Annotated in this window: 22 protein-coding genes; 15 read left to right on the top strand and 7 right to left on the bottom strand. The window is 41.2% G+C overall.

Features of this window, described 5'->3' with window-relative positions; translation table 11 throughout:
• Positions 1–25 precede the first annotated feature (25 nt).
• Positions 26–451, top strand: a complete 426-nt coding sequence (locus tag ACWATR_RS03490) for a nucleoside deaminase (RefSeq protein ID WP_460340175.1) — start codon at positions 26–28, stop codon at positions 449–451.
• A 215-nt stretch (positions 452–666) separates the two neighbouring features.
• Here ACWATR_RS03490 and ACWATR_RS03485 read toward each other — a convergent pair whose 3' ends face one another.
• Together ACWATR_RS03485 and ACWATR_RS03480 are read right to left on the bottom strand one after the other, a co-directional pair.
• Positions 667–1,329: a response regulator gene (locus ACWATR_RS03485; RefSeq protein ID WP_460340172.1), complete on the bottom strand. Its 663-nt coding sequence runs from the start codon at positions 1,327–1,329 to the stop codon at positions 667–669.
• A complete protein-coding gene (locus tag ACWATR_RS03480; protein WP_460329564.1) occupies positions 1,329–2,594 on the bottom strand; it encodes a sensor histidine kinase in 1,266 nt (421 codons plus the stop codon). Before ACWATR_RS03480 ends, ACWATR_RS03485 begins: the two co-directional genes overlap by 1 nt.
• A gap of 395 nt (positions 2,595–2,989) precedes the next feature.
• Between ACWATR_RS03480 and ACWATR_RS03475 the strand changes: the two genes are divergently transcribed.
• The 4 genes from ACWATR_RS03475 to ACWATR_RS03460 all read left to right on the top strand — a co-directional run bounded on the left by ACWATR_RS03475 (position 2,990) and on the right by ACWATR_RS03460 (position 5,211).
• A complete protein-coding gene (locus ACWATR_RS03475) occupies positions 2,990–3,493 on the top strand; it encodes a Spy/CpxP family protein refolding chaperone (RefSeq protein ID WP_460329562.1) in 504 nt (167 codons plus the stop codon).
• Positions 3,494–3,560: 67 nt separating this feature from the next.
• Positions 3,561–4,082 carry a Coq4 family protein gene (locus tag ACWATR_RS03470; protein WP_460329560.1) on the top strand — a complete coding sequence of 174 codons (522 nt, stop codon included), beginning with the start codon at positions 3,561–3,563 and terminating at the stop codon, positions 4,080–4,082.
• A 271-nt stretch (positions 4,083–4,353) separates the two neighbouring features.
• Complete coding sequence (gene sipA / locus ACWATR_RS03465; RefSeq protein WP_460329558.1) at positions 4,354–4,596, top strand: regulatory protein SipA; 243 nt, start codon at positions 4,354–4,356, stop codon at positions 4,594–4,596.
• A 57-nt stretch (positions 4,597–4,653) separates the two neighbouring features.
• Positions 4,654–5,211, top strand: a complete 558-nt coding sequence (locus ACWATR_RS03460; protein ID WP_460329556.1) for a peroxiredoxin — start codon at positions 4,654–4,656, stop codon at positions 5,209–5,211.
• A 176-nt stretch (positions 5,212–5,387) separates the two neighbouring features.
• On the opposite strand, the gene ACWATR_RS03455 is transcribed toward ACWATR_RS03460, so the two are convergent.
• Positions 5,388–5,549, bottom strand: coding sequence for a hypothetical protein (locus tag ACWATR_RS03455; RefSeq protein ID WP_460329554.1), 162 nt, complete (start codon positions 5,547–5,549; stop codon positions 5,388–5,390).
• Positions 5,550–5,691: 142 nt separating this feature from the next.
• The gene (modA, locus tag ACWATR_RS03450; RefSeq protein WP_460329551.1) at positions 5,692–6,486 is read right to left on the bottom strand and encodes a molybdate ABC transporter substrate-binding protein; all 795 of its coding nucleotides are present in this window, start codon (positions 6,484–6,486) and stop codon (positions 5,692–5,694) included.
• Positions 6,487–6,640: 154 nt separating this feature from the next.
• On the opposite strand from modA, the gene ACWATR_RS03445 reads away from it, so the two are divergent.
• Entirely contained in the window at positions 6,641–6,778 is a 138-nt protein-coding gene (locus ACWATR_RS03445; RefSeq protein WP_460329549.1) for a hypothetical protein, read from the top strand.
• A gap of 32 nt (positions 6,779–6,810) precedes the next feature.
• On the opposite strand, the gene ACWATR_RS03440 is transcribed toward ACWATR_RS03445, so the two are convergent.
• The gene (locus tag ACWATR_RS03440) at positions 6,811–7,488 is read right to left on the bottom strand and encodes a class I SAM-dependent methyltransferase (protein ID WP_460329547.1); all 678 of its coding nucleotides are present in this window, start codon (positions 7,486–7,488) and stop codon (positions 6,811–6,813) included.
• Positions 7,489–8,159: 671 nt separating this feature from the next.
• On the opposite strand from ACWATR_RS03440, the gene ACWATR_RS03435 reads away from it, so the two are divergent.
• The 3 genes from ACWATR_RS03435 (at position 8,160) to ACWATR_RS03425 (ending at position 15,773) form a co-directional block, all read left to right on the top strand.
• Complete coding sequence (locus ACWATR_RS03435; RefSeq protein ID WP_460329545.1) at positions 8,160–9,752, top strand: glycosyltransferase family 39 protein; 1,593 nt, start codon at positions 8,160–8,162, stop codon at positions 9,750–9,752.
• 374 nt (positions 9,753–10,126) lie between these two features.
• Positions 10,127–14,065: a DUF2157 domain-containing protein gene (locus tag ACWATR_RS03430; RefSeq protein ID WP_460329542.1), complete on the top strand. Its 3,939-nt coding sequence runs from the start codon at positions 10,127–10,129 to the stop codon at positions 14,063–14,065.
• 13 nt (positions 14,066–14,078) lie between these two features.
• Complete coding sequence (locus ACWATR_RS03425; protein WP_460340169.1) at positions 14,079–15,773, top strand: RluA family pseudouridine synthase; 1,695 nt, start codon at positions 14,079–14,081, stop codon at positions 15,771–15,773.
• 22 nt (positions 15,774–15,795) lie between these two features.
• Here ACWATR_RS03425 and ACWATR_RS03420 read toward each other — a convergent pair whose 3' ends face one another.
• Complete coding sequence (locus ACWATR_RS03420; RefSeq protein ID WP_460329540.1) at positions 15,796–15,930, bottom strand: hypothetical protein; 135 nt, start codon at positions 15,928–15,930, stop codon at positions 15,796–15,798.
• Positions 15,931–16,550: 620 nt separating this feature from the next.
• Between ACWATR_RS03420 and ACWATR_RS03415 the strand changes: the two genes are divergently transcribed.
• From ACWATR_RS03415 to ACWATR_RS03390, 6 genes are all read left to right on the top strand, one after another.
• The gene (locus ACWATR_RS03415) at positions 16,551–16,757 is read left to right on the top strand and encodes an RRXRR domain-containing protein (protein ID WP_322638086.1); all 207 of its coding nucleotides are present in this window, start codon (positions 16,551–16,553) and stop codon (positions 16,755–16,757) included.
• A 71-nt stretch (positions 16,758–16,828) separates the two neighbouring features.
• On the top strand, positions 16,829–17,503 hold the full coding sequence (locus ACWATR_RS03410; protein ID WP_460329538.1) for a cysteine dioxygenase family protein: 675 nt from the start codon (positions 16,829–16,831) through the stop codon (positions 17,501–17,503).
• Positions 17,487–18,248, top strand: coding sequence for a class II aldolase/adducin family protein (locus ACWATR_RS03405; protein ID WP_435027307.1), 762 nt, complete (start codon positions 17,487–17,489; stop codon positions 18,246–18,248). The genes ACWATR_RS03410 and ACWATR_RS03405 overlap by 17 nt, the downstream gene beginning before the upstream one ends.
• Before the next feature lie 164 nt (positions 18,249–18,412).
• Positions 18,413–19,534 carry a sulfonate ABC transporter substrate-binding protein gene (locus tag ACWATR_RS03400; protein WP_460329536.1) on the top strand — a complete coding sequence of 374 codons (1,122 nt, stop codon included), beginning with the start codon at positions 18,413–18,415 and terminating at the stop codon, positions 19,532–19,534.
• 139 nt (positions 19,535–19,673) lie between these two features.
• Positions 19,674–20,495: an NADPH-dependent oxidoreductase gene (locus tag ACWATR_RS03395; protein WP_460329534.1), complete on the top strand. Its 822-nt coding sequence runs from the start codon at positions 19,674–19,676 to the stop codon at positions 20,493–20,495.
• A gap of 257 nt (positions 20,496–20,752) precedes the next feature.
• The gene (locus ACWATR_RS03390; RefSeq protein WP_460329532.1) at positions 20,753–21,157 is read left to right on the top strand and encodes an NIL domain-containing protein; all 405 of its coding nucleotides are present in this window, start codon (positions 20,753–20,755) and stop codon (positions 21,155–21,157) included.
• Between the two features lie 130 nt (positions 21,158–21,287).
• Here ACWATR_RS03390 and ACWATR_RS03385 read toward each other — a convergent pair whose 3' ends face one another.
• Positions 21,288–22,355, bottom strand: a complete 1,068-nt coding sequence (locus ACWATR_RS03385; RefSeq protein ID WP_460329530.1) for a DUF3616 domain-containing protein — start codon at positions 22,353–22,355, stop codon at positions 21,288–21,290.
• Positions 22,356–22,543 lie beyond the last annotated feature (188 nt).

The following is a 22,543-nucleotide window of genomic DNA, read 5'->3' as shown; positions in this document are numbered from 1 at the left end:
TATCCTTATGTTAACCCCAGCTTATATGAACCCAGAATATTTTATGCGTTTAGCATTGGCAGAAGCAAAAGAAGGCGATGCGCCTTATGGTGCAGTGATTGTTAAAGATAACGAAGTTGTTGCCGTAGCTCATAATACTGTGAGGAGAGACAACGATCCATCCGCCCATGCGGAAATCAACGTTATTCGTAGTTTAACGGCAAAACTTAAAAACCTCTCTTTAGAAGGTTATAGCATATATACAACTGGCGAACCTTGTCCAATGTGTGCAACAGCTTGTATTTGGAGTGGTTTGTCAGAAATTGTGTATGGTGCTTCAATTGAAGATTTAATTAGCGTAAATCAATCACAAATTAGTATATCTTGTGAAGAGTTAATTGCTAAGTCATTTAGGAACATCAAAGTCACAAAAGGAGTTTTAAAAAATGAATGTTTGGAATTATTTAAATAAATGTGCAAAAAAAAACTTACATTAACAATCAGAATATGATGTAGTTTTACGGCTTCTGCAATACACTGAAAGTCCCAAAATAAAGCTTTAGTTTCAGTATTAACACACACTACAGCTAATATATAAAAATTCTGTTTTTTATCAAAAATAAAATAGAATTGTTATAGAAGTTAAAATTACGAATTACGAATTACGAATTACGAATTACGAATTATTCAACTTGGCTCATTCAAATAGGATAAATAGGTATTTGCCCAAATTGCAGCTTGAGTGCGATCGCGCAAATTTAACCTGTTTAAAATATTCGTAACATGATTTTTTACCGTCCCCTCAGAAATGTAGAGTTCCTGAGCAATTTCTCGGTTACTAGCCCCTGTAGCAATTAATCGCAAAACCTCTTTTTCTCTAGGGGTAAGTTCAGTTAAACTAGATGGTACAGGCGGTGACTGGGTTGGTGTACCATTAGAAAACTGAGTCAACAGCTTTTTAACTATACCTGGGCCTAATTGAGTATATCCTTTATGAACTGCACGAATCGCAACAGCTAATTCCTCTGAGGGTGTATCTTTCAATAAATAACCCATTGCCCCATTTTGCAACGCTGCTGATACATATTCATCATCATCAAAAGTCGTCAGTACTAAAATCTTAGTTTTGACAAAACGTTTTTGAATCTCTCGTGTGGCTGCAACTCCATCCATAATCGGCATTCTGATATCCAGTAATATTACATCTGGCTGAAATTCAGCAACTAAATTAATCGCCTGTTCACCATTTTCTGCTTCCCCCACTATCTCTAAATCTGCTTCTAATTCTAATAAAGCTCTTAATCCTTGACGAATTAAACTTTGGTCATCTACCAGCAACACTTTAATCATCATGTCAACCTCGTTAAGGGAATATCAACTGTAATTTTGCAACCAGAACCAAGAGCGCTATTAATATTAAACTCACCTCCAATTGCTAAAGTGCGATCGCGCATACTATGAAGCCCAAAACCAGTAGTATTTTGCCTGACATCAAAACCTCTACCATTATCTTGAATTATCAATTGCAAATTCCCTCTTGTTGTAGTGAGTTCCAATTCAACTTTAGTTGCATAAGCATATTTAGATATATTAGTCAAAGATTCTTGAGTAATTCGATAAATAGCGGTATTAATTTCAGGTGGTAAAGAATCTTCAATGTTTATTTGATAAAATGGTAAAATGCCATTGGAGCGATGAAAACTTTCTAAAAGACCAGCGATCGCACGCTCTAAAGACTGTTCTTGTAAAGGATTAGAACGCATAGTAGAAACAGATTGGCGGACATCATTTAGTGCTTTTGAGCCTAATTCCTTTGCTGTTGCTAGAAATGTTTCAGCCTTTCCTGGGTTAGATTGCCACAACTTTAAAGCAGTTTCTAATTGTAGATTTAAAGCAGTTAGAGAGTGTCCTAATGAATCATGAATTTCACGAGCAATACGATTACGTTCTTCTAAGGTAGCTTGATTTTCAATTCTTAGAGCATATTGACGGAGTTTTTCGTTAGCGATCGCTAGCTTTTCTCGACTGTGCCGTTCAGATAACACTGCATTCATCATCAACAACACAAAAACTAAACTTAAGCCAAATACCAGCGACCAATTCAAGCTCAGAAATCGAAAGCGTTCTTGTGCTTGTGGTGATGCCTGAAAATTGAATAACTGATATTTTAGTTGTGTAGTAACTAAAAACAAGGTAAATGATAAACTTGTAACAAATAAACGCCCAGGCAACTGAAAAATTAAGCAACTTCGAGTAACTAAAATTATGTAGAGAAAGGGGAAAAGGCGTGCAAATCTCTCGCCAAAAAGCCCAATCATTAAAATTAACAAAATTTCAATTACTGTGTAAATAATCTTAGCTATCTGGCTATTCCTGGGTAATCTTAAGCCCATTAATGCAAAAGCAATCAGACTATAAATTGACAGTTCTGGCAAGATGCTACAAACTGACAAGTCTGGAAATACACCACAAATTGATAGTTCTTGAAGTCTAGGACGAGAACGCCGTAATGGAGGTGGTATAACTGCTATCAAAGCAGTAATTGCCAGTAGTGTCCACTCTAGATAAAGCAGAGATGGAAAAGGGTGTTTTTTAATTTGAATGGGAGGACTCATTAATCGCGTTGCTCCAGTTATAAATTATAAGTTAGGAGTTAGGAGTTATAAGTTAGGAGTTATAAGTTATAAGTTATAAGTTAGGAGTTCTGAAGAGTTGAGCAGCAGTGGAACCCACTTTAGCTTTTCGCAGAATGAGTAATTAAGAGTAATTGCCAGATGAAACCCATTAATTAATAAGCTAAATAATGACTTGATAAATTAATCATAATCAAAATCTTCATTATTCCTAACTCCTAACTCCTAACTCCTAACTATTTATTGTCAATCATCTTTGTCAAAATTCAATCATGACTAAAGTCACGGGTAGATCCATGACTTTCTCCTCATGTAACTACTGAAGATAAATTCTTATGATGGTGGCATCCAACCAGGAAAAACCCACAAGAAAAGTAATGAAACTCAAAGCATTATCGCTAGTAGCTGGAGCGATCGCTCTAACTTTAACTGCAACCTCATTTGCTGTTAACGCCCAAACAGCCTCTCCTTTATCCCTGCAACTCGCACAAACTCCACAAAAACAAAGGGGCCCTTGGAAAGAATTGGGTCTAACAGATGCCCAAAAAACCCAAATCCAGGCAATTCGCCGCGATAGCCGCGCCAAATTTGAAGCAGTTTTGACCCCAGAACAAAAAGCCAAGTTAGAGGCGGCGAAACAAGCACGTCAGGCTCAACGGCAAGCAGGCCAAGGTCAAGGTCAACGGCAACCCGGTCAACGTCGAGGAAAGGGTGGTTTTGCTGAATTAAATCTGACTGAAGCACAGAAAACCCAAATGCGACAAATCCGCGAGTCTGAAAAACAACAGATTCAAGCAGTCTTCACCCCAGAACAGCGCCAAAAACTAGAGCAATTCCGTCAAAACGCTCCTTCCCGCCGTCAACAAGGCAATCCTCAATAATCATCTTTCAAAAATAGTTAATAATTCTGGGGTGGGCAGTGCAGCCCATCTCATACCAAGATAGATTATGATGCAATCCTTTGCCGCTTCCTCAAATCCCGCTCCTCGTCTGCAACAGGTTTTAGATTTACTCGATCGCATTACTGAAGCACAGGGGCGAGATGTTCCCCAAATTGTGGAAATAGCGAAATTGTCTGTCCTCCCAACTGGCACTTTTGGCAGAACTTGGGCAGACTTCCTCAATGAACATAATTTAAAACCCTTCACTACAGGTAGCCGCCGTAAACAACTGCATGACGGGGTTCATGTCCTCACAGGCTATAGTACAGACTTCATTGGTGAAGCAGAAGTACAAGCATTTTTATTAGGAACCAAATTTAGCATAACTAACTTGTTGCTGGGGTTAGGACTGTTACGAGTTATCCATAAAAATTTAAATTATCAACAACAATTTACCTGGGACAGACTTTGGCAAGCATACCAACGCGGTTGTCACTCCCACTTTGACCCAGATACTTGGCAACCAGAATTACTCTGGCACTTACCCTTAACTGATGTCCAGACATTGTTTGCCATAGTCAAAAATTAACAGACTTCTTGCAGAAGATGGGAAAGGGGAAAAACTTCATCCCCTTTCCCTTTCCCTATTTATCCCGGATTTCTCACCACACCTCTCAAAGCCTGCGCTTGTGCAGGGGTGCAGGGGAGAGTTCAAATACCAAGTTCTTTCCCCTCCGCCCCTCTGCTCCATCAAACACCTGAAGCTTGTGAGAAATACGGGTTTATTCCCCTGCCCAATTTAGTAGACTTTCAAGATAGTTTTGAGTTATGAGTTAATCAAAACTCCTAGCTTGATTAAAATGTCCAAAGAATTCGCAATTGGTAGTAAAGTCCGTGTTGTGGCACTACCAACCTACGTCAAAACTGCTGAACCTATGCCCATGCTGCGCCCACCCAATGTAATTCACATTGGCGAAGAGGGTATAGTCATTGACCGTAGACCCGGTGGATATTGGGGTATTCGCTTTGCCAAAGGGGCCTTTCTCCTAGATAGTCAATACATCGAAAGCACAGATACCCCTCCCGAATCTCACTCAGAATAAGATTTCTCGCAACCAAGAATTGTAAACTTGTGTAAAGTTGTGATTTTGGTTTGCACCATGATTTCCCGCCGCACTTTTTTAAGCATATTATTTGCCAGCTGTATTTCTGTCATCAGCTGGCTGAATTTTACCCCTGTTGCTAATGCTCTTGGTGGTAAACTTCCAGCAGTTAATCAACCTGCACCAGAGTTTACTTTGCCAACTAATACAGGTGATGGCAAAATATCCCTCTCTGATTTACGCGGTAAGTGGTTAGTCCTCTACTTTTATCCTAAAGACTTCACCTCTGGTTGTACTATAGAGGCTCGTCGTTTTCAGCAAGACTTACCCCAATACCTCGAAAAAAATACCCAAATTATTGGCGTAAGTGCTGACGACATCGATTCTCACGCCAAATTTTGTGATTCAGAGGGACTAAAATTTCCTCTGTTGGCTGACACTGATGGTTCAGTGAGTAAAGCTTATGGTTCGTGGCTTGGCTTTTTATCTATGCGCCACAGTTTTATCATCGATCCTCAAGGTGTCTTGCGCGAGACTTTTGTCAAAGTCAACCCAACGATTCACAGTTCAGAAGTCCTGGCACGACTAGAAAAATTACAGTCCGCAGCTTCTTAGACCTAAATTAACAAGACTTGGGACTTCAGCCCGAATCGGTACTAACTTAAAATGTAGTCCTCCTAGCTGCCGCCTCCAGTGGCCAGAGGCAAAGCCTCTTAGAAGACATTCCCAGCCCAGAGGCTGGGAACGAGGCGATAAAAGCTTTGGGGCTTTTTTTAGTACAGCTGCCAAATTTAAAGCGTCAACCTAAAACCCCCGAATGTCGCATCTACAATGCTATTACCGAGAAGTTTAACTTCAAGTCCTCCCATAACTGCGGTTATATCTGTCTCAGATAGTTCCCATTGTTCAACTTGAGTTTTAGGTTGCAAGTTAGTAATTTTGATCCTGGACATACTTTTTCCCTGATATTTTTGAAAGTCTAGGAAAATTTTCGTCCGATTACTTGCTAACCTCATCAACCAAAAGTTATAAAGCTTAGTGTTTACAAGCTTTTTAAACAGACATTAATCTCATGAATCTCATTTTTTGATTCCTTTAACGCACAATAAACCCATATTTTTTGAGTACATTTTTAGCTTGACTATCAGATAGAAACTGGACAAATTCCTTGGCGGCAGAAGTATTTTTGCTACTTTTAATTATTGCTAGCGGATAGACAATTGGTGAGTGAAACTTATCATCCGCAGCGACTACTACTTTTACTTTGTTGGAAATCCTGGCATCAGTGGCATAAACTAAACCCGCTTCGGCATTACCACTTTCTACAGCTGCTAAAACTTGACGCACATTGTTAGCAAAGACCAATTTTGACTTAACCCGATCGTAAAGGTTTAATTTCTTTAAGACTTGCTCCCCATATTGACCGGCCGGCACACTTCTGGGTTCACCGATCGCAATTTTTCTAATCTTACTATCTGTTAAATTGTAGAAGCTACTAATGCCAACAACATCCTCAGCCACAATCAAGACTAGACGGTTATTGGCCAGGTTAGTACGGCTACCTGGTAGCAATAGTCCTTTTTCTTCCAAAGCATCCACTTGTCTTTTAGCAGCAGAAATAAAGATATCCGCTGGTGCACCTTGCTCAATCTGTTGCTGCAAAGCACCAGAAGCCCCAAAGTTATAAGTAATATTGATATTTGATTTACTTTGTTGGTACAAAGGCTTAATTTCTTCTAGTGCATCTTTTAAACTGGCGGCTGCGGACACAAGTATGCTGGTGTTCGACTGTGCTATTACAGCAGAAGGAGTAAATAATGGTAAACCAATTGCTAGCAGCAAGCCAGCAACCGCTACACCCAGAAAGCCAAAAATTTGTCTTCTTTTCATGAAAAAGGCGTTTAAGAGGTTTCTTGCATAAAATTTATGTTAGGTAAAATAGTACCAAATATACCAACTTTTGACCAACTATATCGGTAAAATTATGCCCGGAAAACAACAAGGGTGAATCACATTCCAAACGTCAGAATAGGTAAACCTGGCTGTGAAATCTTTTCGTAGCCTGGTTTACCACTCTGTAGCTGATGAAAGCGCTGGTACTGCTTCCAACTTCTCGGCTTTGTTCTTCAAGATGGTTGGTAATTTGCTGCTGAACGCTTCACCTTCTACAACCTCTCACTGATCGGATTTTCCTGCCTTCTGCCTTTTTCAAAATCACTGTCGTTCAAAGATAAATATAATTGAGGCTGGTTTTTTGCTTATGGGGTGAGACGGCTCCAGTAACTTTAGTAATTGGTAGTTCCTGAGATGGAACTCAGCAATCCATGATTCAACTGTTCTAAAGTACCAGGGAGCAGGATGACATGACCCATCTCCGACTCCTGTCCAGGAAGTTTCGCGCCACCCACTCTTATATGGAGAATCACCACAAACAAGATGAGGATGAAGTGTTTGAATAATTATTTTGCCCTTAGACTCCAACATACTCTGACCTGCCTCAGCGATCTCACCAAGAGCACGTTCCCCAAGAATGGAAAAGTTGCAGATGAAGCAGGAGAACTGGTTAATACTGCCAAATCTCTGTGACGGAAGATCCGAATAGGAAGATACAACAAAGCGGATATCGCCCATGTACCGTGCTGATTCGATTAGATTGCTAATGGCATCAACTCCCCAGCCATTAAACCCGCGATACCAGAGTTCACGGCATAACCACCCTTCACCACACCCGATATCCAAGAACGTTCTCGGTTCAAAATCAACTACAGCTTCTACAATCGCTCTATCTGTGACAAGAACACGGCTCTCAAGAAGCTTGTCACGAACTATACGTGTCCACGGTTTGGCATTCACTACCCATGAATGAAGAATTCGTTGTTCGTTCTGATCCATAAATTGAACTAATCAATTGCTACATCAAGAAATTCTTGAATCGGGGACTGGGGATTGGGAAAATTTGAAGGGGATTCAGATCCCAACCGAATCTTACTCGTATTTTCTTCCCCAGTCCCCAGTCCCGGATAGCCCATTACTCACCTTCAAACTGTGCGGAAATTGGGAATCTTCGCTACTTACATACGTACTTACAGTACTTTCATATAAACTTTATGAAATATTTTTATTTTTAACACAAGTATTTCATGTCTTGATTAATTTATACTATAGGATGAAAAATAAACAATTGCATGTATTATGGGATTATTTTGCTAAAAGCTGTAAAATCCTTCTAACTCATTCTGTAGACATAGTAAGAAATTTACTTTTAGCATTACCAACAGTCTATTAAAAATTGCTGGATAAACTTTTATAAATTATAGATAGAGGTTTTTTAACTTAGTGATTTTAGTTTACACAGTAGGTAATATTCATTTGTAACTTCTGAGTTAATCTCAAACTGAGTCTGGCGGTTAAATGGCATAAAAATAAAATAGTTTTAGCCCTTGCAATACTTCTGATAGTAGCATTGGAACTAAAATATATGTATGTTAAGAATCAATCGAATCTAGCGATAATAATAACATTTTGCCCACGTTTATTAAGGCTTTGAGGAAATTGAAAAATACATGAAAAAGCAATCGCCACAGAACTGGATTATTCCTAAATCTTGGTTACGTCTTATAGTAATTATCCTATTAGTAATAGGTGTATTTTTTCGCTTCGTTAATCTTGATCAAAAACTTTATTGGGGTGATGAGATTTTCTCCTCATTACGCACATCTGGCTATATGCAGTCAGAAATGAAGGAGCAATTAAATAATGGTCGTTTGCTCAACATAGAAGATTTACGTAAGTATCAGTATCCTAATTCTGGAAAAAATACAATTGATACAATCAAAGGGATTATTATAGAAGACTCACAAATTTTGCCGCTATACATTTTGATGGCCCGGTTTTGGGTAGAATTGTTTGGCAATTCTGTAGCAGTGATTAGAAGTTTTTCAGTATTTATTAGTCTGTTCACCTTTCCTTGTCTTTATTGGCTATGTCTAGAATTATTTGAGTCTTCACTAGTAGGGTGGATAGCCATCGGATTAGTAGCTATTTCACCTATTCATGTAGTTTATGCACAAGAAGCACGAGCATACAGTTTAGGGATAGTAGCCATCTTATTATCAAGCGCAGCACTGCTGCGAGCCATGCGCCTTAAAACAAAGGTTAGTTGGTTAATTTATGCAGCAACATTACCACTAGGATTTTATACTCATCTATTTTTTAGTTTGGTTGCTTTCGCACAGGGAATTTATGTAGTTGCAATCGAACGTTTCCGATTGAGCAAAACATTAATTTATTACCTGCTAGCATCGCTTGCGGGGTTTATAACTTTTGTACCTTGGATTTGGATTATTATTACCATCCCTCATGAAGAAGCAGTAGCTTGGACGAATGCTAAACAAACATTATTTACATCAACTGCAAGGTGGGCTGGTATCTTTAGTCGCACGTTTCTTGATTTAGGTATTAGCCCTAGCGATCCAGGAAAAATTAAGCTCCTCTTAATTCCTTTTATTTTAATTATTTTAGCTCTAATGAGCTATTCAATTTATTTTCTCTGTAGAAGAACCTCTAAAGAAGTTTGGTTATTTGTCTTAACTTTGATTGGAGCATTAGGGGTTCCCCTATTGATAACGGATTTCGTCTTTCAAAAGCGATACGCTACTAGTAGATATACACTTCCTTCCGTTTTAGGTATACAGTTAGCTGTTGCTTACTTACTTACCACTAAGATCACGTCTATTTATACTAAAGCTTGGCAAAAAAAGCTCTGGTCATTTGTAGCATTTATGGTAATTATGGGCGGAATTATCTCTTGTACAATTCACTCTCAGGCAAAGATTTGGTGGAACCAATTTCCTGAAAAATATCAAGAATATCCTAAAATTGCTAACATTGTTAGTCAAGCCAATAAACCGCTTTTAATTAGTGATGATAATAACTTACTTCCACCAATACAAATACTTGGTTACTTAGTTGATCCAAAAGTACGATTTCAAATCGTAGGAAAAAATCAGTTACCAGAGATTACTAATGGCTTTAGTGACATATTTTTGTTCTTGTACGAGCCGTCTGACTTCTTGAAGGCTGGAGTTGAAAAAGTTTATAACTCAAAGTTACAGCAGGTAAACAACTATCTCTGGAAAATAACAAAACCTAACTAAAATAAGGATACGGGCACATCTAGCCGTATTTCTCACAAGCTCAGGGCGTTTGATGGAGCAGAAGAGAAGTAATGAGTTATGAGTAATGAGTTATGAGTTATGAGTTATGAGTAAAAACTTCTTACTCATTACTTATTACTTATTACTTATTACTTCTCCCCGGTACTTGCACAGGCTTTAAGAGGTGTGGTGATAAATCCGGGATCTAGCGGTTGAGGGACTACAAAGTGGAACCTAAAAGCAGACAGTTGGTATTTGAATATCCCTTGTAGATTAAAAATTAATATCAATTCGTCGAATAAGTGGCATAATTAGAGCCAAAATATACTTTAATTAAAATCACAATTAAGTATATAGTTATACTGCCGCCGCTTATGTCATCGCCCCTTGAGCGCCCACTAAAATTTGAAATCACACTGCCATCCTCCCATCCTCAGTTATTAGAAGGATTAGATATATGGCTGCGCTTAGGTTTGATATCCGATACTCAAGTTAGGCAGCTATGCCGAGAGTTTTTGGTGTGTCCGGTGGTGTTGCAAGCACAAGCTAAAGCTAAAAACAAGGTAGTATTTGCAACTTACGACCCCGTACAGCAGTTGCCTACAGCAGCTTTACAATCTAGTAGCCGTAGACAACCGCAACCAAAAGCAGCTCAACCCAACTTTATCAGCACAATGTTGCAGTCCTTGGGGGCAGAACTTAGTGTCCGTTGGCTGCTTTTTCTAGGGGTATTTCTGGTAGTGATATCTTCTGGGGTACTGGCTGCAAGTCAGTGGGAGAGGTTTCCCGCTTCTGGACAGTATGGAGTTTTATTTGCTTATACTTTGACTTTTTGGGGGTTAAGCTTTTGGGCGGCTAGGCAAAATAACCTCAGATTGACGGCGCAAACTTTGCTGATTGTCACGCTTTTGTTAGTGCCAGTAAATTTTTGGGCGATGGATAGCTTTCGGTTGTGGCAAAATCCTTTAGATTGGATTGTAGTTGCGATCGCTTCGCCTACTCTCACTGCTATAACTGTTTTACTCTCCAAAAATCGGACTATTTTTGCCAATTTACATACTGGCAAATTACCTTTAGTAAATATTTTGGGGCTGAGTTATCTGCATTGGGGTTGGCAATTAAGAGGATTTCCCTTGATTGCCGTTTATGTGGCAATGATCGGCACAACTATTATTACCGTCTATCACAATGTTTACCAACAGCCGAATACTGTCAGCAGGCAAGATGGAAGCGATGGCAGGAGCTTAAATATTACTTTGTCTGCTGCTGTAATTATTTATGCTTTGATAGTTCTGCTAGTACGGGCAATTTTTGTTGCTGGGGTAAATGTTACCCAGTTGGGGTTAGCTATTGGTATTTGTGGTTGGTTAGTGACTTGGTTGGTACAGCAGGGATGGGAGAGGGCAGTAACATTAATATCCTCTTCATCTCCCTCATCTCCCCCATCCCCCTCATCCCTCTTACTCTGGGAAAAACTTGGTGGCATTTTAATCTTTCTGGGTTGGCTGGTTTCGGTAGTTAATTATCCTTGGCAAGCGATCGCTGTAAGCGGTTTGGGTTTGTGGTTTGTGGGAAGTCGCTTGTGGCGCTACAGTTTAAAGGTAGACTTCGCAGCAGTTTTCGTCATTGGCTTACAGACGATTTGGCTAGGTTGGCGATTAGTACCTGATAGCTTCCAGCAATTAGCGATCGCAACTGGTACTCAACTCACCAATTCTCAAAATGAACCTTGGGCGTTACTGGGTATCGCTTTATTTCCCTACGTAGTTTTGATGGTGGCGCTCACAGATAGCCTCTATCGCAGGCAAAATCGAGAATTAGCTAAATTTGGCGAACTCCTCACCCTCTTATTTGGAACTTTTTTAACAACGATCGCTTTAGTAAACCCCACATTGCGATCGCTAAATCTGCTATTTTCTACCGCCACTCTCGCATTCGTCACCAAACGCCACTCCATTAATTCTTCCCCCTCTCTTCCCCTGGTGTATCTAACTCACATCATCGGGGTGCTGACATTTTGCTCTACCATTAATTGGCTGTTACCAACCCTAACTAATCAAGCCTGGGCAAGTATTTTATTAGCTCTGATGGTTGCAGAATGGGGATTTAGCCTGAGCGATGGACTATGGCGACGTAGTGCATGGGATATCGGTTTAGGGTTAGCCGCCGCTAGTTTTTTCTTATTGTGGATAAATGCAGAATCATCTTGGTATGGCATACCTGATAGCCAAGCTCATTGGGGAGTCTTATGGCTAGTTACGCCTTTAGCTCTCACAGGTGTTGCCAATCGGACAATTATCGAGCGGCAGATTCCTAGCCGTTACTTAAGTGTCTTGGCTGTGGCAGTTGCCCAATTACTTACTTTACAGCTACCAGGAACTCGATTAATCGGTTTGGCTGTCGGTGCAGGATTGATGTTTGCAAATACGCGCTATTTGCGAAACCAGACATCTGCGGTAATTACAGAAGGATTTGCTCTGAGTTTCATTGGGGCGCTGCTATGGACGGGTGTGCCTGGTTTACCTCGCCTCGCCCTTGCTGGTTGGTTTGTTGTAGGAGCGATCGCAACCCTAAGTCTATGGTTAGCACGGACTATTTTGAGCCGACGCGGTAACGAATTAGGAGTTATTTATGCAGCCGCAAGTGATAAATGGGCGATCGCCTTGTGTGGTTTTGAGTTGTTTGGTTTGACACTGTATTCAGTACTGATTTACCGAGGGTTTACTACTTCAGGATTTTTGTACTTAATTGCTACTGCGATCGCTTTGGCAGCCATTGTTTATCGCAGTTGGCGTGAACCGACCAATTGGGCATTTTATGGCATCGGTTGGTCTTTGGAATTGTTGACTGCTCAGGTGTTGGGATTTGGGGAACGATCAATTGTTAGGATAGCGATCGCAAATATCGCATTAGGCTTAATTGCTCAACTTTTAGGAGAGTGGTGGCGGCGACGACATCAATTAGAAAGGCTTCCTAGCAGTTTTCACATTTTGCCATTAATTTATGGCGCATTCAGTGTATTGCTACGTTTGAATACCTTCACCGAGTGGACTGGTTTGTATTCCTTGGGTGTAGCTTTAATTATCATTGGCGTGGGGCGACGGCGCGAGAGCTTTAAACCCCTGCTCTACTTAGGAATTATTGGCGTATCAATTTCTGCTTATGAACTTTTGTTCTATCAAATGTTGCAAGCTTCAGGAGGAGCATTAGGTGATGGATTGATTGCCATGTCTGCCCTTGGTGCCAGTATCATGTATGCTTACCGCATTTTGTCGCCTTGGCTTGTTAGCTACTTACGCTTAACTCCTCAAGAATTGAAAGGAATTGCCCATATTCACTGGGCTTGGAGTAGCTGTTTATTAATGGCTGCCATTCCTCTTCCCATTGGAGTGAACCGTTTGGTGGGATTGGGAACGGGGGTATTTTTGATTCGTTATGCCATCTTTCAGGGACGAAATTTGCAGACTTCCCCCCGTATCTTCGGAGGAATCACAATCGCCGAGATGTGGGTTTACCTTGGCTTATTAGAGGTAGCCGGTATGAGGGTTTATTGGCGCGAGACAGCAGTAGGAAAATTTTGGGCTGGGCCATTAGTTCCTTGGAATGGTGCGATCGCCTGTGTGGTAGCCTATTTTCTATACATTCTGCCTTGGGAAAGTTGGGGTTGGTCAAAAAGACCTTGGCAGCTTGCTGCTTACATCACACCGCTGATAATTTTATGGGAAACCAGACTGCAAACTTACCCGATTACCCTGGTACTCGTAGCTGGATTTTACATCTTCCTGGCAAAAGTTGGTGAAAACATCCGTTTTACATATATCAGTGTAGCGTTGATTGATTGGGCACTTTTCCGTTGGTTTGATTCCTTACGCCTAACTGATGCTTTGTGGTATGTAACACCAATTGGCTTATCACTGCTTTATATTGCTCAAGTAGATACCCAACTGAGGCTACCAGAGTATAAAGTTGCTCGTCATATTCTGAGAGTGCTAGGTAGTGGTTTAATTTGTGGGTGGGCAATTTTATTTAATCAAGACACAGCTTGGATACCCGGAATTTTCAGTCTCATCGCCATTTTTGCCGGATTAGCTTTACGAGTCCGAGCTTTTCTTTACATTGGTACAGCCACTTTTTTAATTACTACTATCTATCAATCGGTAATTTTCAGTTTGCAGTACTCTTTTTTAAAATGGATTGTTGGCTTGCTAGTTGGTATCCTCTTGATTTATATCGCCGCCAACTTTGAAACCCGTCGCGCTCAAATAACTTCCTTAATTCGTAACGCTATTGATGAATTTCAATCATGGGAATAAGGCTGTTTTGGGTATGGTAATTCTGCACTTACTTTCAGATTTCATCGACTGCGATTTTACTGTCAGCGACTCATCTTGTAGTTATTGGTACGAAGGGCGTTGTCCTCAAAGTGGCGTAGGCGTAGCCCGTCGTAGACATCGCCTAAAACTACCCCGTACCTCAATGTCGGAAGCGATCGCGAAGGGATTAATGAAACACCTTGCCAACAATGAATTTTATTCTCGTGAAGGCAAGATGTATGGAATACTATTGGTTGAACTGCCTAATGGCGAACAACGTGTACTCAAAGCCTTTTCCGGTCTTTTGAATGGTTGCAGTTTAGTTGAGGGCTGGGTACCACCAATTCCAGGAAGAGACGAGATTGCTTTAGAGGAAGCCCACACTTTGGCACAGTTGGACGCAATTAAGCAGGAAATTCTTACCTTGAAGCAACTGACCGAACGCCAGCAGTATGAAACCCTGTTTAATGAGTTTGAGCAGCAGTTGCAAGCAATGAGCGATCGCCATCGCCATTGCAAACATCAACGACAGGAAAAACGTCAGCAAATCTGCAATACACTCACTTCAGAAGCACTGACTATTGCTCTTGAACAACTTGACGAAGAGAGTCGTCAGCAGGGAATTGAGCGACGACAACTTAAACGCCAGCAAAATGAAGTATTACAGCCGCTACAACAGTTAATTGCAGCAACGGATGCGCGAATTAGCGAACTGAAACAACAGCGTAAAGCCCTATCCCGTCAACTCCAAGCTCAGATGCACGCTACCTACAGCCTGACAAATTTTTCTGGGCGATCGCAATCATTACAAGAATTGATGCCAGGAGGTTTGCCCACTGGTACAGGAGATTGTTGTGCCCCAAAGCTGCTCCATTACGCTGCAACACACAATCTCAAACCATTGGCAATGGCAGAATTTTGGTGGGGTGCGTCTTCAGTAAATCAAGATAAAATCCAGGGAGAATTTTATGGAGCGTGTGCGGAGCGATGTCAGCCATTAATGGGGTTTTTGCTCTCAGGGTTGAAACCTAACCCCCCAGCCCCCTTCCCTGCAAGGGAAGGGGGAGTAAGAAGCCTCTCTTTACCCATTCTTTATCAAGACGAATGGCTAATTGCTGTAGACAAACCTGCTGGATTACTTTCAGTACCCGGTCGTTATCGCGATCGCCAAGATAGTGTGTTGAGTCGCTTACGTAATTTGTTAGCTGATAGCATGGCACTGGTATCTGTGCATCGCTTAGATCAGGAAACTTCCGGGATTTTGTTGTTAGCACGCGATCGCCAAACCCATCGGCAACTCAGCCAACAGTTTCAGCAACGGCAGATTCACAAGGTTTATGAAGCCATACTTTCCGGTGCTGTGAAAGTTGAGCAAGGTGTGATTGATTTACCACTGTGGGGAGATCCGGAAAATCGCCCTGAACAAAAAGTTGATTGGCAACATGGCAAACCCAGCTTGACACACTTCCAAGTAATGGCGAGAGAAGGAGACTACACCCGCGTAGAATTTACGCCGCGAACAGGACGCACTCATCAGTTGAGAGTTCATGCAGCTGATGCGCGAGGACTTGGGGTAACTATTTTAGGCGATCGCCTTTATGGATGCTGTGCAGTTACTAGTCGGTTACATCTGCACGCCAGAGAACTTCGTTTCGAGCATCCGCAGTTAGAAAAAACCTTTCATTTACAAGCAATTACGCCCTTTTGATAGAATATCTCATCGGCGATGACTAATTCATGGGTATTACCTGTTTCAAACCTGCTAGCTCCAAAATTTGCTGACGCGATCGCTCTGTAGCCAGTTCTGGTAAATCTTTGAGGAGAGTTATTAATTGTTTGCGATCTTCAGCTTCTAGGTTGACCATATTTCCTTTTTGGCATTGTGGACGAACGATACATAATCTAGATGATATGCAATACTACTCGGTTAAGCATTTTGAACCAAAGTTTGGTTTTGGGAAAGGGTTAAAGGTTTTTAATTTCCCTTTCCCCCCGCCCCTTATCCCCAGAGGGGACCCCACCTTCCCCTTTCCCCCTTAACCGACAAGTATTGAGATGATATGGACAATTCCGCCTTTCGGCGTTGCTCCATCCAGAACTATGATCAATCGACTTGCTTTTTAAATTTGTATGTGATAATTTCTGCTTGTAGTTAATTCACCGCTTATCCGACCGACTTATAGTATTTAAAAAAAATTAATATAACAGCTAAGAGGCTTTCCAATAAAAATATCCAACTACAAATGATTGTGAAACACCCCATAAAAGTGGATGATTTATTCCTTGGAAATACCCGAATGAGCGTTAAAGACGAGAGTTATAGAGTTGATCTATAGATTCTCATTCTTGTCTTCTCCTTTTATAAAAGGAGCAGAGGAAAAGTTGCATACAGTACGTTTTTCCCCTCTGCCCCTCTGCTCTCTGCCTCCTGTGCCCAGTCCCCAATTCCCAATCTGGCGATCGCAAATCTAAAATTTAAAATTGTATGACTAAAGTATTCATTCTCGATGCCAACAGACAACCGTTATATCCAGTACGCATCAGCCATGCTAGGCTGCTATTGTCACAAGGAAAAGCTACCGTATTCCAGCGATATCCTTTTACTATCATTCTAAAGGAGTCCCTTTCTCATCTAAAACTTGAGCAACTTGGCTTCAAGATTCATCCTGGTATTAAAATAAATCGTAATTGAATTCTTAATTACGAATTATGAATTACGACTTAGTAATTAATCTTAGTCGCCTCCTAAACAGAGGAATATAGATGACAAACCATACTATTTTAGAACCGTTATCAGAAGACCAATGGTTTATTGAGAGCCAGGAACTACGATCTTTTGTAGCAACAGTGCGGGAAATTAGCGCTAGTACTGTTGACGATCGCACACAAACTCTAGCTAGATTAGAACCCTATTTTCAAGAACTCCTTGCCCAACAGGAATGGCTACCCCAAAAGTTTGCCCAAGTCAATCCCGAAAGCCGGATGGGCGGCGGTATTGGTCAGTGGCTACTTTATCGCGCCAAAGACCGTTCCCTGTCAGTTTTCAGCTTGGTAATTCCTCCAGGTTCCACGACTCCTGTACACGACCATTTAGCCTGGGGATTGATTGGTTTATACAAAGGCAATCAAGAAGAAACAGTCTATCGCCGTGTAGATAACGGTGATGCCGAAGGACACGCACAATTACAAGTAACTGAAGTGCGTATGCTTCAACCAGGGGATATCTACCGCCTCTTACCCCCAGATGGTGATATCCACGCCGTCAAAACCACATCCCAGAACGCATCTGTATCCATTCATATCTTGGGTAATGATACTGGTTGCGTCTTGCGTCACCAGTTCATCCCAGAATCTCACAGCGTCAAATCCTTTCGCTCTGGATATTCCAACGCTCCCTGTAAAGAGGAGGAAGAAAAAGAACATGCCCAAGTACGATAGACCACAACCCCCAGTATTCGAGCGAGTTGAAGACGAACGTCTGCACCGCAAGCAGCGCCTAGCCGCTGCCTTTCGCCTGTTTGGTAAGTTTGGCTTCAGCGAGGGAATCGCAGGTCATATTACGGCTCGCGATCCGGAGTTTACAGACCATTTTTGGGTCAATCCATTCGGAACATACTTCGGTCATATCCGAGTTTCTGACCTGCTCTTAGTTAACAGAGAAGGTGAGGTGGTTAAAGGCGATGCTGAAGTAAATCGAGCTGCTTTTGCCATTCATTCTCAGATTCATGAAGCTCGACCTGATGTAATTGCAGCAGCTCACGCCCATTCACTTTATGGTAAAGCCTGGTCTAGTTTGGGGCGTCTCCTAGACCCCTTGACTCAAGATTCTTGTGCTTTTTACGAAGACCATGCCCTCTTTGACGATTTCACAGGTGTTGTTTTAGAAACTTCTGAAGGTCAACGACTGGCGCAATCTTTAGGGCCAAAGAAAGCCATAATCCTACGTAACCACAGCATTTTAACTGTGGGACATACAGTAGATGAAGCTGCCTTTTGGTACATTAGCTTAGAGCGATCGTGCCAAGCCCAACTGCTAGCAGAAGCTGCCGGTAGACCAACTATTATCAAACACGAAACAGCCCGTTTAACACAAACTCAAGTGGGATCACATACAAGTGGGTGGTTCAGTTTTCAGCCCCTTTACGACAGAATTGTGCGCGAAGAACCTGATTTGTTGAATTAACGCTGTGTTTTTTGGCACTGAGATAAATAAGTGGGGAAGGAGTAATTTACCATCGAGACTCCCTCCTGCATCTATTTCTTGTGTCAAATTTCCCTAAATTTATTTATATACTCCGGTAAACCTATAAGTTTATAGTATTTATATAGCTCAGAGAAATCATTTTGATGATTAACCTAATCTTTCGCCGTTTCATTGCCAAGTGGATATCGTGGATCAAATTCAGGAATATCCCATTTAACAACCAACAGAAGTTATTCTTCTCTTCTTCTCCTTTACCAATAGCGGGGGCTTTTGTTACAGGGCTGTGTTTAAGCTTGCTATTTTCTGCTTGTTCATCGACATCTACTGTTAATTCTTCTAATCCCAGTGCCACACCTGTTAGTAATTCTGCTTCCAGCAAAGCCACAGTAGTCAGATTTGGCTATCAAAAATCGAATATTTTGCTGAAAACCAAAGGTGTCTTAGAAAAACGTTTGTCACCAGATAGTATATCTGTAGAATGGATCGAATTTCCTGCGGGGCCACAATTGCTAGAAGCGATGAATGTCGGTAGTATTGACTTCGGACATGTAGGAGAATCACCGCCGATATTTGCCCAAGCAGCGGGAGCATCATTAACTTACGTGGCTGGTATTGCTGCTAGTCCTGCGGGTTCAGCAATTCTTGTTCCCCAGAATTCCTCAATTCAAAAACTGACTGACCTGAAAGGTAAAAAAATTGCCTTTCAAAAAGGTTCTAGCGCCCACTTATTGTTAGTCCAAGCTTTAGAAAAAGCGGGATTGAAATATACAGATATTGATCCTAAATATTTGCCTCCTGCTGATGCCCGCGCTGCATTTGTTAAGGGTAGTGTAGATGCTTGGGTAATTTGGGACCCTTTCTATGCAGCCGCTCAAGAGGCAACTAAAGCCAGAGTCCTGATTGATGGAACAGGAATTAATAAACAGGGAGGATATTATTTGACAACCCGCAAATTTGTCACCGAAAATCCCCAAACTGTGAAGGCAGTTTTGGAGGAAATTCAAAACTTAGAAGAATGGTCTAAACAGCATCGCGAAGAAGTAGCAAAAACTCTCTCATCCGTGTTAAGAATTGACATAGCAACCATGAGAAAAGCTACTAACAGGCGAACCTTTGGTATTGTGCCAATTGATGATGAGCTGATAAATTTACAACAAAAGGTAGCTGATACATATTATCAGTTAAAGCTGGTTCCTAAACAAGTTAATGTCAGAGATGGAGTGCTAACCAAAGAACAATACGCTGTATTCTCACCAAAGATTTAGACCAGAATCATGAAGAAGAATTCAGAAGTTAAAATTCAGAAGTCAGAATACTTTACGCTGTGCTATCACATGGTGGAACTCCAGAGTTCTGAATTCTTCTTTACTAACAACTTTTGAAATGTAAATCTTGGAATTAATTATGACTAATCCAACAGAACTACTGCGATCGCGCTACGGTGAAATTCCCTTCAATCCTGAAATTGAATGGAATGATTCTCTGACAGCACTGCTATCTCACCGTTCAATCCGGTCTTATCTATCCGATCCTCTACCACCAGGAACTCTGGAGTTACTAATTGCAGCCGCTCAATCTGCGTCTACTTCTTCTAATTTACAAACCTGGAGTGTGGTAGCAGTCGAAGATCAACAGCGCAAAGAGGAGTTATCCAAGCTAGCGGGAAACCAAGCACATATTAAGCAGGTGCCTTTATTCTTGGTTTGGTTAGCAGACTTGGCGCGTCTAAGTTACGTTGCTGACAGTCGCGGCATATCTCATGATGCGCTGGAATATTTGGAAATGTTTGTAATGGCAACAATTGATGCAACATTGGCAGCGCAAAACGCCGCAGTTGCAGCTGAATCACTCGGTTTGGGAACAGTATACATTGGCGGAATCAGGAACCACCCGCAAGAGGTAGCAGAGATATTAAATTTGCCGTCCTCGGTGTATGCTGTATTTGGGCTGTGTGTGGGCTATCCGAATCCTGAAGTAGAAGCAGCGATTAAGCCAAGGTTGCCGCAGTCAGCGATACTTCACCGTGAAACCTATAAATTTGCCGAGCAAGAAGAAGCGATCGCTCACTACAACAACATTATCAAAGAATTCTATACTGAACAAAAGATGAATGTCCCTGGCGATTGGTCAGAACACTCAGCCCAACGCATCGCAACTGTAGAGTCATTGAGAGGACGCGATCGCTTGCGTGAAGCTCTCAACAACCTTGGTTTCAAATTGCGGTAAAGAGTACTGAGTTGCGAGTGCTGAGTACCAAGTACTCTTCTTCTTACTCAGCACGGTAAACAAGAAGGAAGCATCAAAATTATGGATTTGCAACTCAGTGGCAAAGTCCTACAATAATCCTTCCACTTCTTGGCAGTGCAGCACATCTCTTAAATAGACATCTTGCACAAGTTACTTTTGCAATATGTTGGGGAAAGGTTAAAAGTAATTATAAAACTCTCAATACGCTACAACAGAAAAAACTCTCTGTTAAACCTGTGAAAAAACGAGTAACACTCACCTTCCCGAAACGCGCCGTGCAAATGCCTGTCACGTATGTACTGGCTAAAGAGTTCAACGTCGCCGCCAATATTATCCGCGCCCAAGTGGCCCCAAATCAAATTGGCAAACTGGTAGTGGAACTAGCGGGAGATATCGATCAATTAGATGCGGCGATCGAGTGGATGCGATCGCGCCATGTTAATGTTTCTTATACATTAGGCGAAATTGCGATCGACGAAGATGCCTGTGTGCACTGTGGCTTGTGTACTGGGGTTTGTCCTACCGAAGCCCTCACCCTCCATCCAGAGACACACAAATTGACATTCACGCGATCGCGCTGTATTGTCTGCGAACAGTGTATTCCCAGTTGTCCCGTACAAGCAATCTCCACTAACCTTTAACAATCCAAAATCCAAAATTGATACTAGTACAGCACGGCGTAAATAAACCACCCATTCCCAATCAATAAAACCTTTACGCTGTCTTCATTTTTAATTTTTAATTTTTAATTTTTAATTCCGCCTTGCGGTACTAGCCCAGCTTGAACACATCCGCAATTACACTAGCATCACCCACTAGCCTAGTTTTTGCTGGAGAGTCATAAACTACCAATAGTGAAGGTATACCAGCGACATCTTGAAACAGCGTCATTCCCTCAGCATGGTCTTCCCGATTTCCGTATGGAATATCTTGAACAAAATCTGGATTTATGAAGACATTTTCTCTCGAATTCAAACCATTTACCCAACGATAAACTTGCACGGGGCCATCTAAATCCATTGTTGGCCCAGCTAAAATCAACAAATCTTTTCCATCTACATACAAATCCCGAATTCCCAAACCATTCAACCAGAGAAAATGCTTTTTATATAACTCCTTCACTTCCCCAATTTGGCTCAGTTTCATCAGTCCAGCAGTAGAGTCTTCTAACTCTATTTCCAATACCACAGCCCAACCCCGCAATACAGGGCCGCGTAAACCCAAAAAAACGCGGTTTTGATAAATGCCTATTCCTTCAATATCAAAGCCATTATCCTTTCCGGGAATTGCTGCCTTAATGAACGAGCCTAAATGTGGGTCATCTACTAAAGCTGTCATTAGCAAATTACCTTCATTCGTCACCTCTAGTTTAGCGGCATTCAATTGCACATCTGGCTTTTGGGGATGTGGGCAAGATGAGAATAATTTACCATCTAACAGAGGAATCCGTCCTAAGAGGTAACGGTTGGGTTCTGATTCAATTTTTGCTATCCTTTTAAAGTTTTTGGCATCATCTTTATCAGGTTTTGGTTTTTTGCGTTTGTAGCTGTGAGAACCAACAAACCATAAGTAATTATCAGTGTAAGCTAGTCCTTCTATATCAATTTCTTCCTCTTCTGGTGCAGGTAAATTGATAAATTCTGCTACTCTAAATTGTTGGTGATCTGCAAATTTATCAGTATCAACCAAAGATAGACGTTCAATAGTTGAAGTTTCATCTGACCCCAACCATAAATGCTTCTGATGTGTAAGCAGTACTGCTGATAAGTCTTCTCTATGTTCTTTAAAATTATCTACAAAAGTCAAGGAAACTTGATTTAGTAAATCTAATTTTGGCATTTCAAATCGTCTTTATATTTAACAAATGTTAATTATGGTATTATAATATGAGTTTTAATTACTTCAAAAGAATTATTTAGAAATCATCACTTGTATAAATCGCTAGATGGATTTTCTATCTAGACCTTTGATAGATATTGCATACTTACAAAAGAGTATGCAACTATCAATAGTCATAAAAAAAGTTT

The organism is Nostoc sp. UIC 10890 (assembly GCF_054786515.1).
This window is presented reverse-complemented; position numbering and strand designations above follow the sequence as displayed.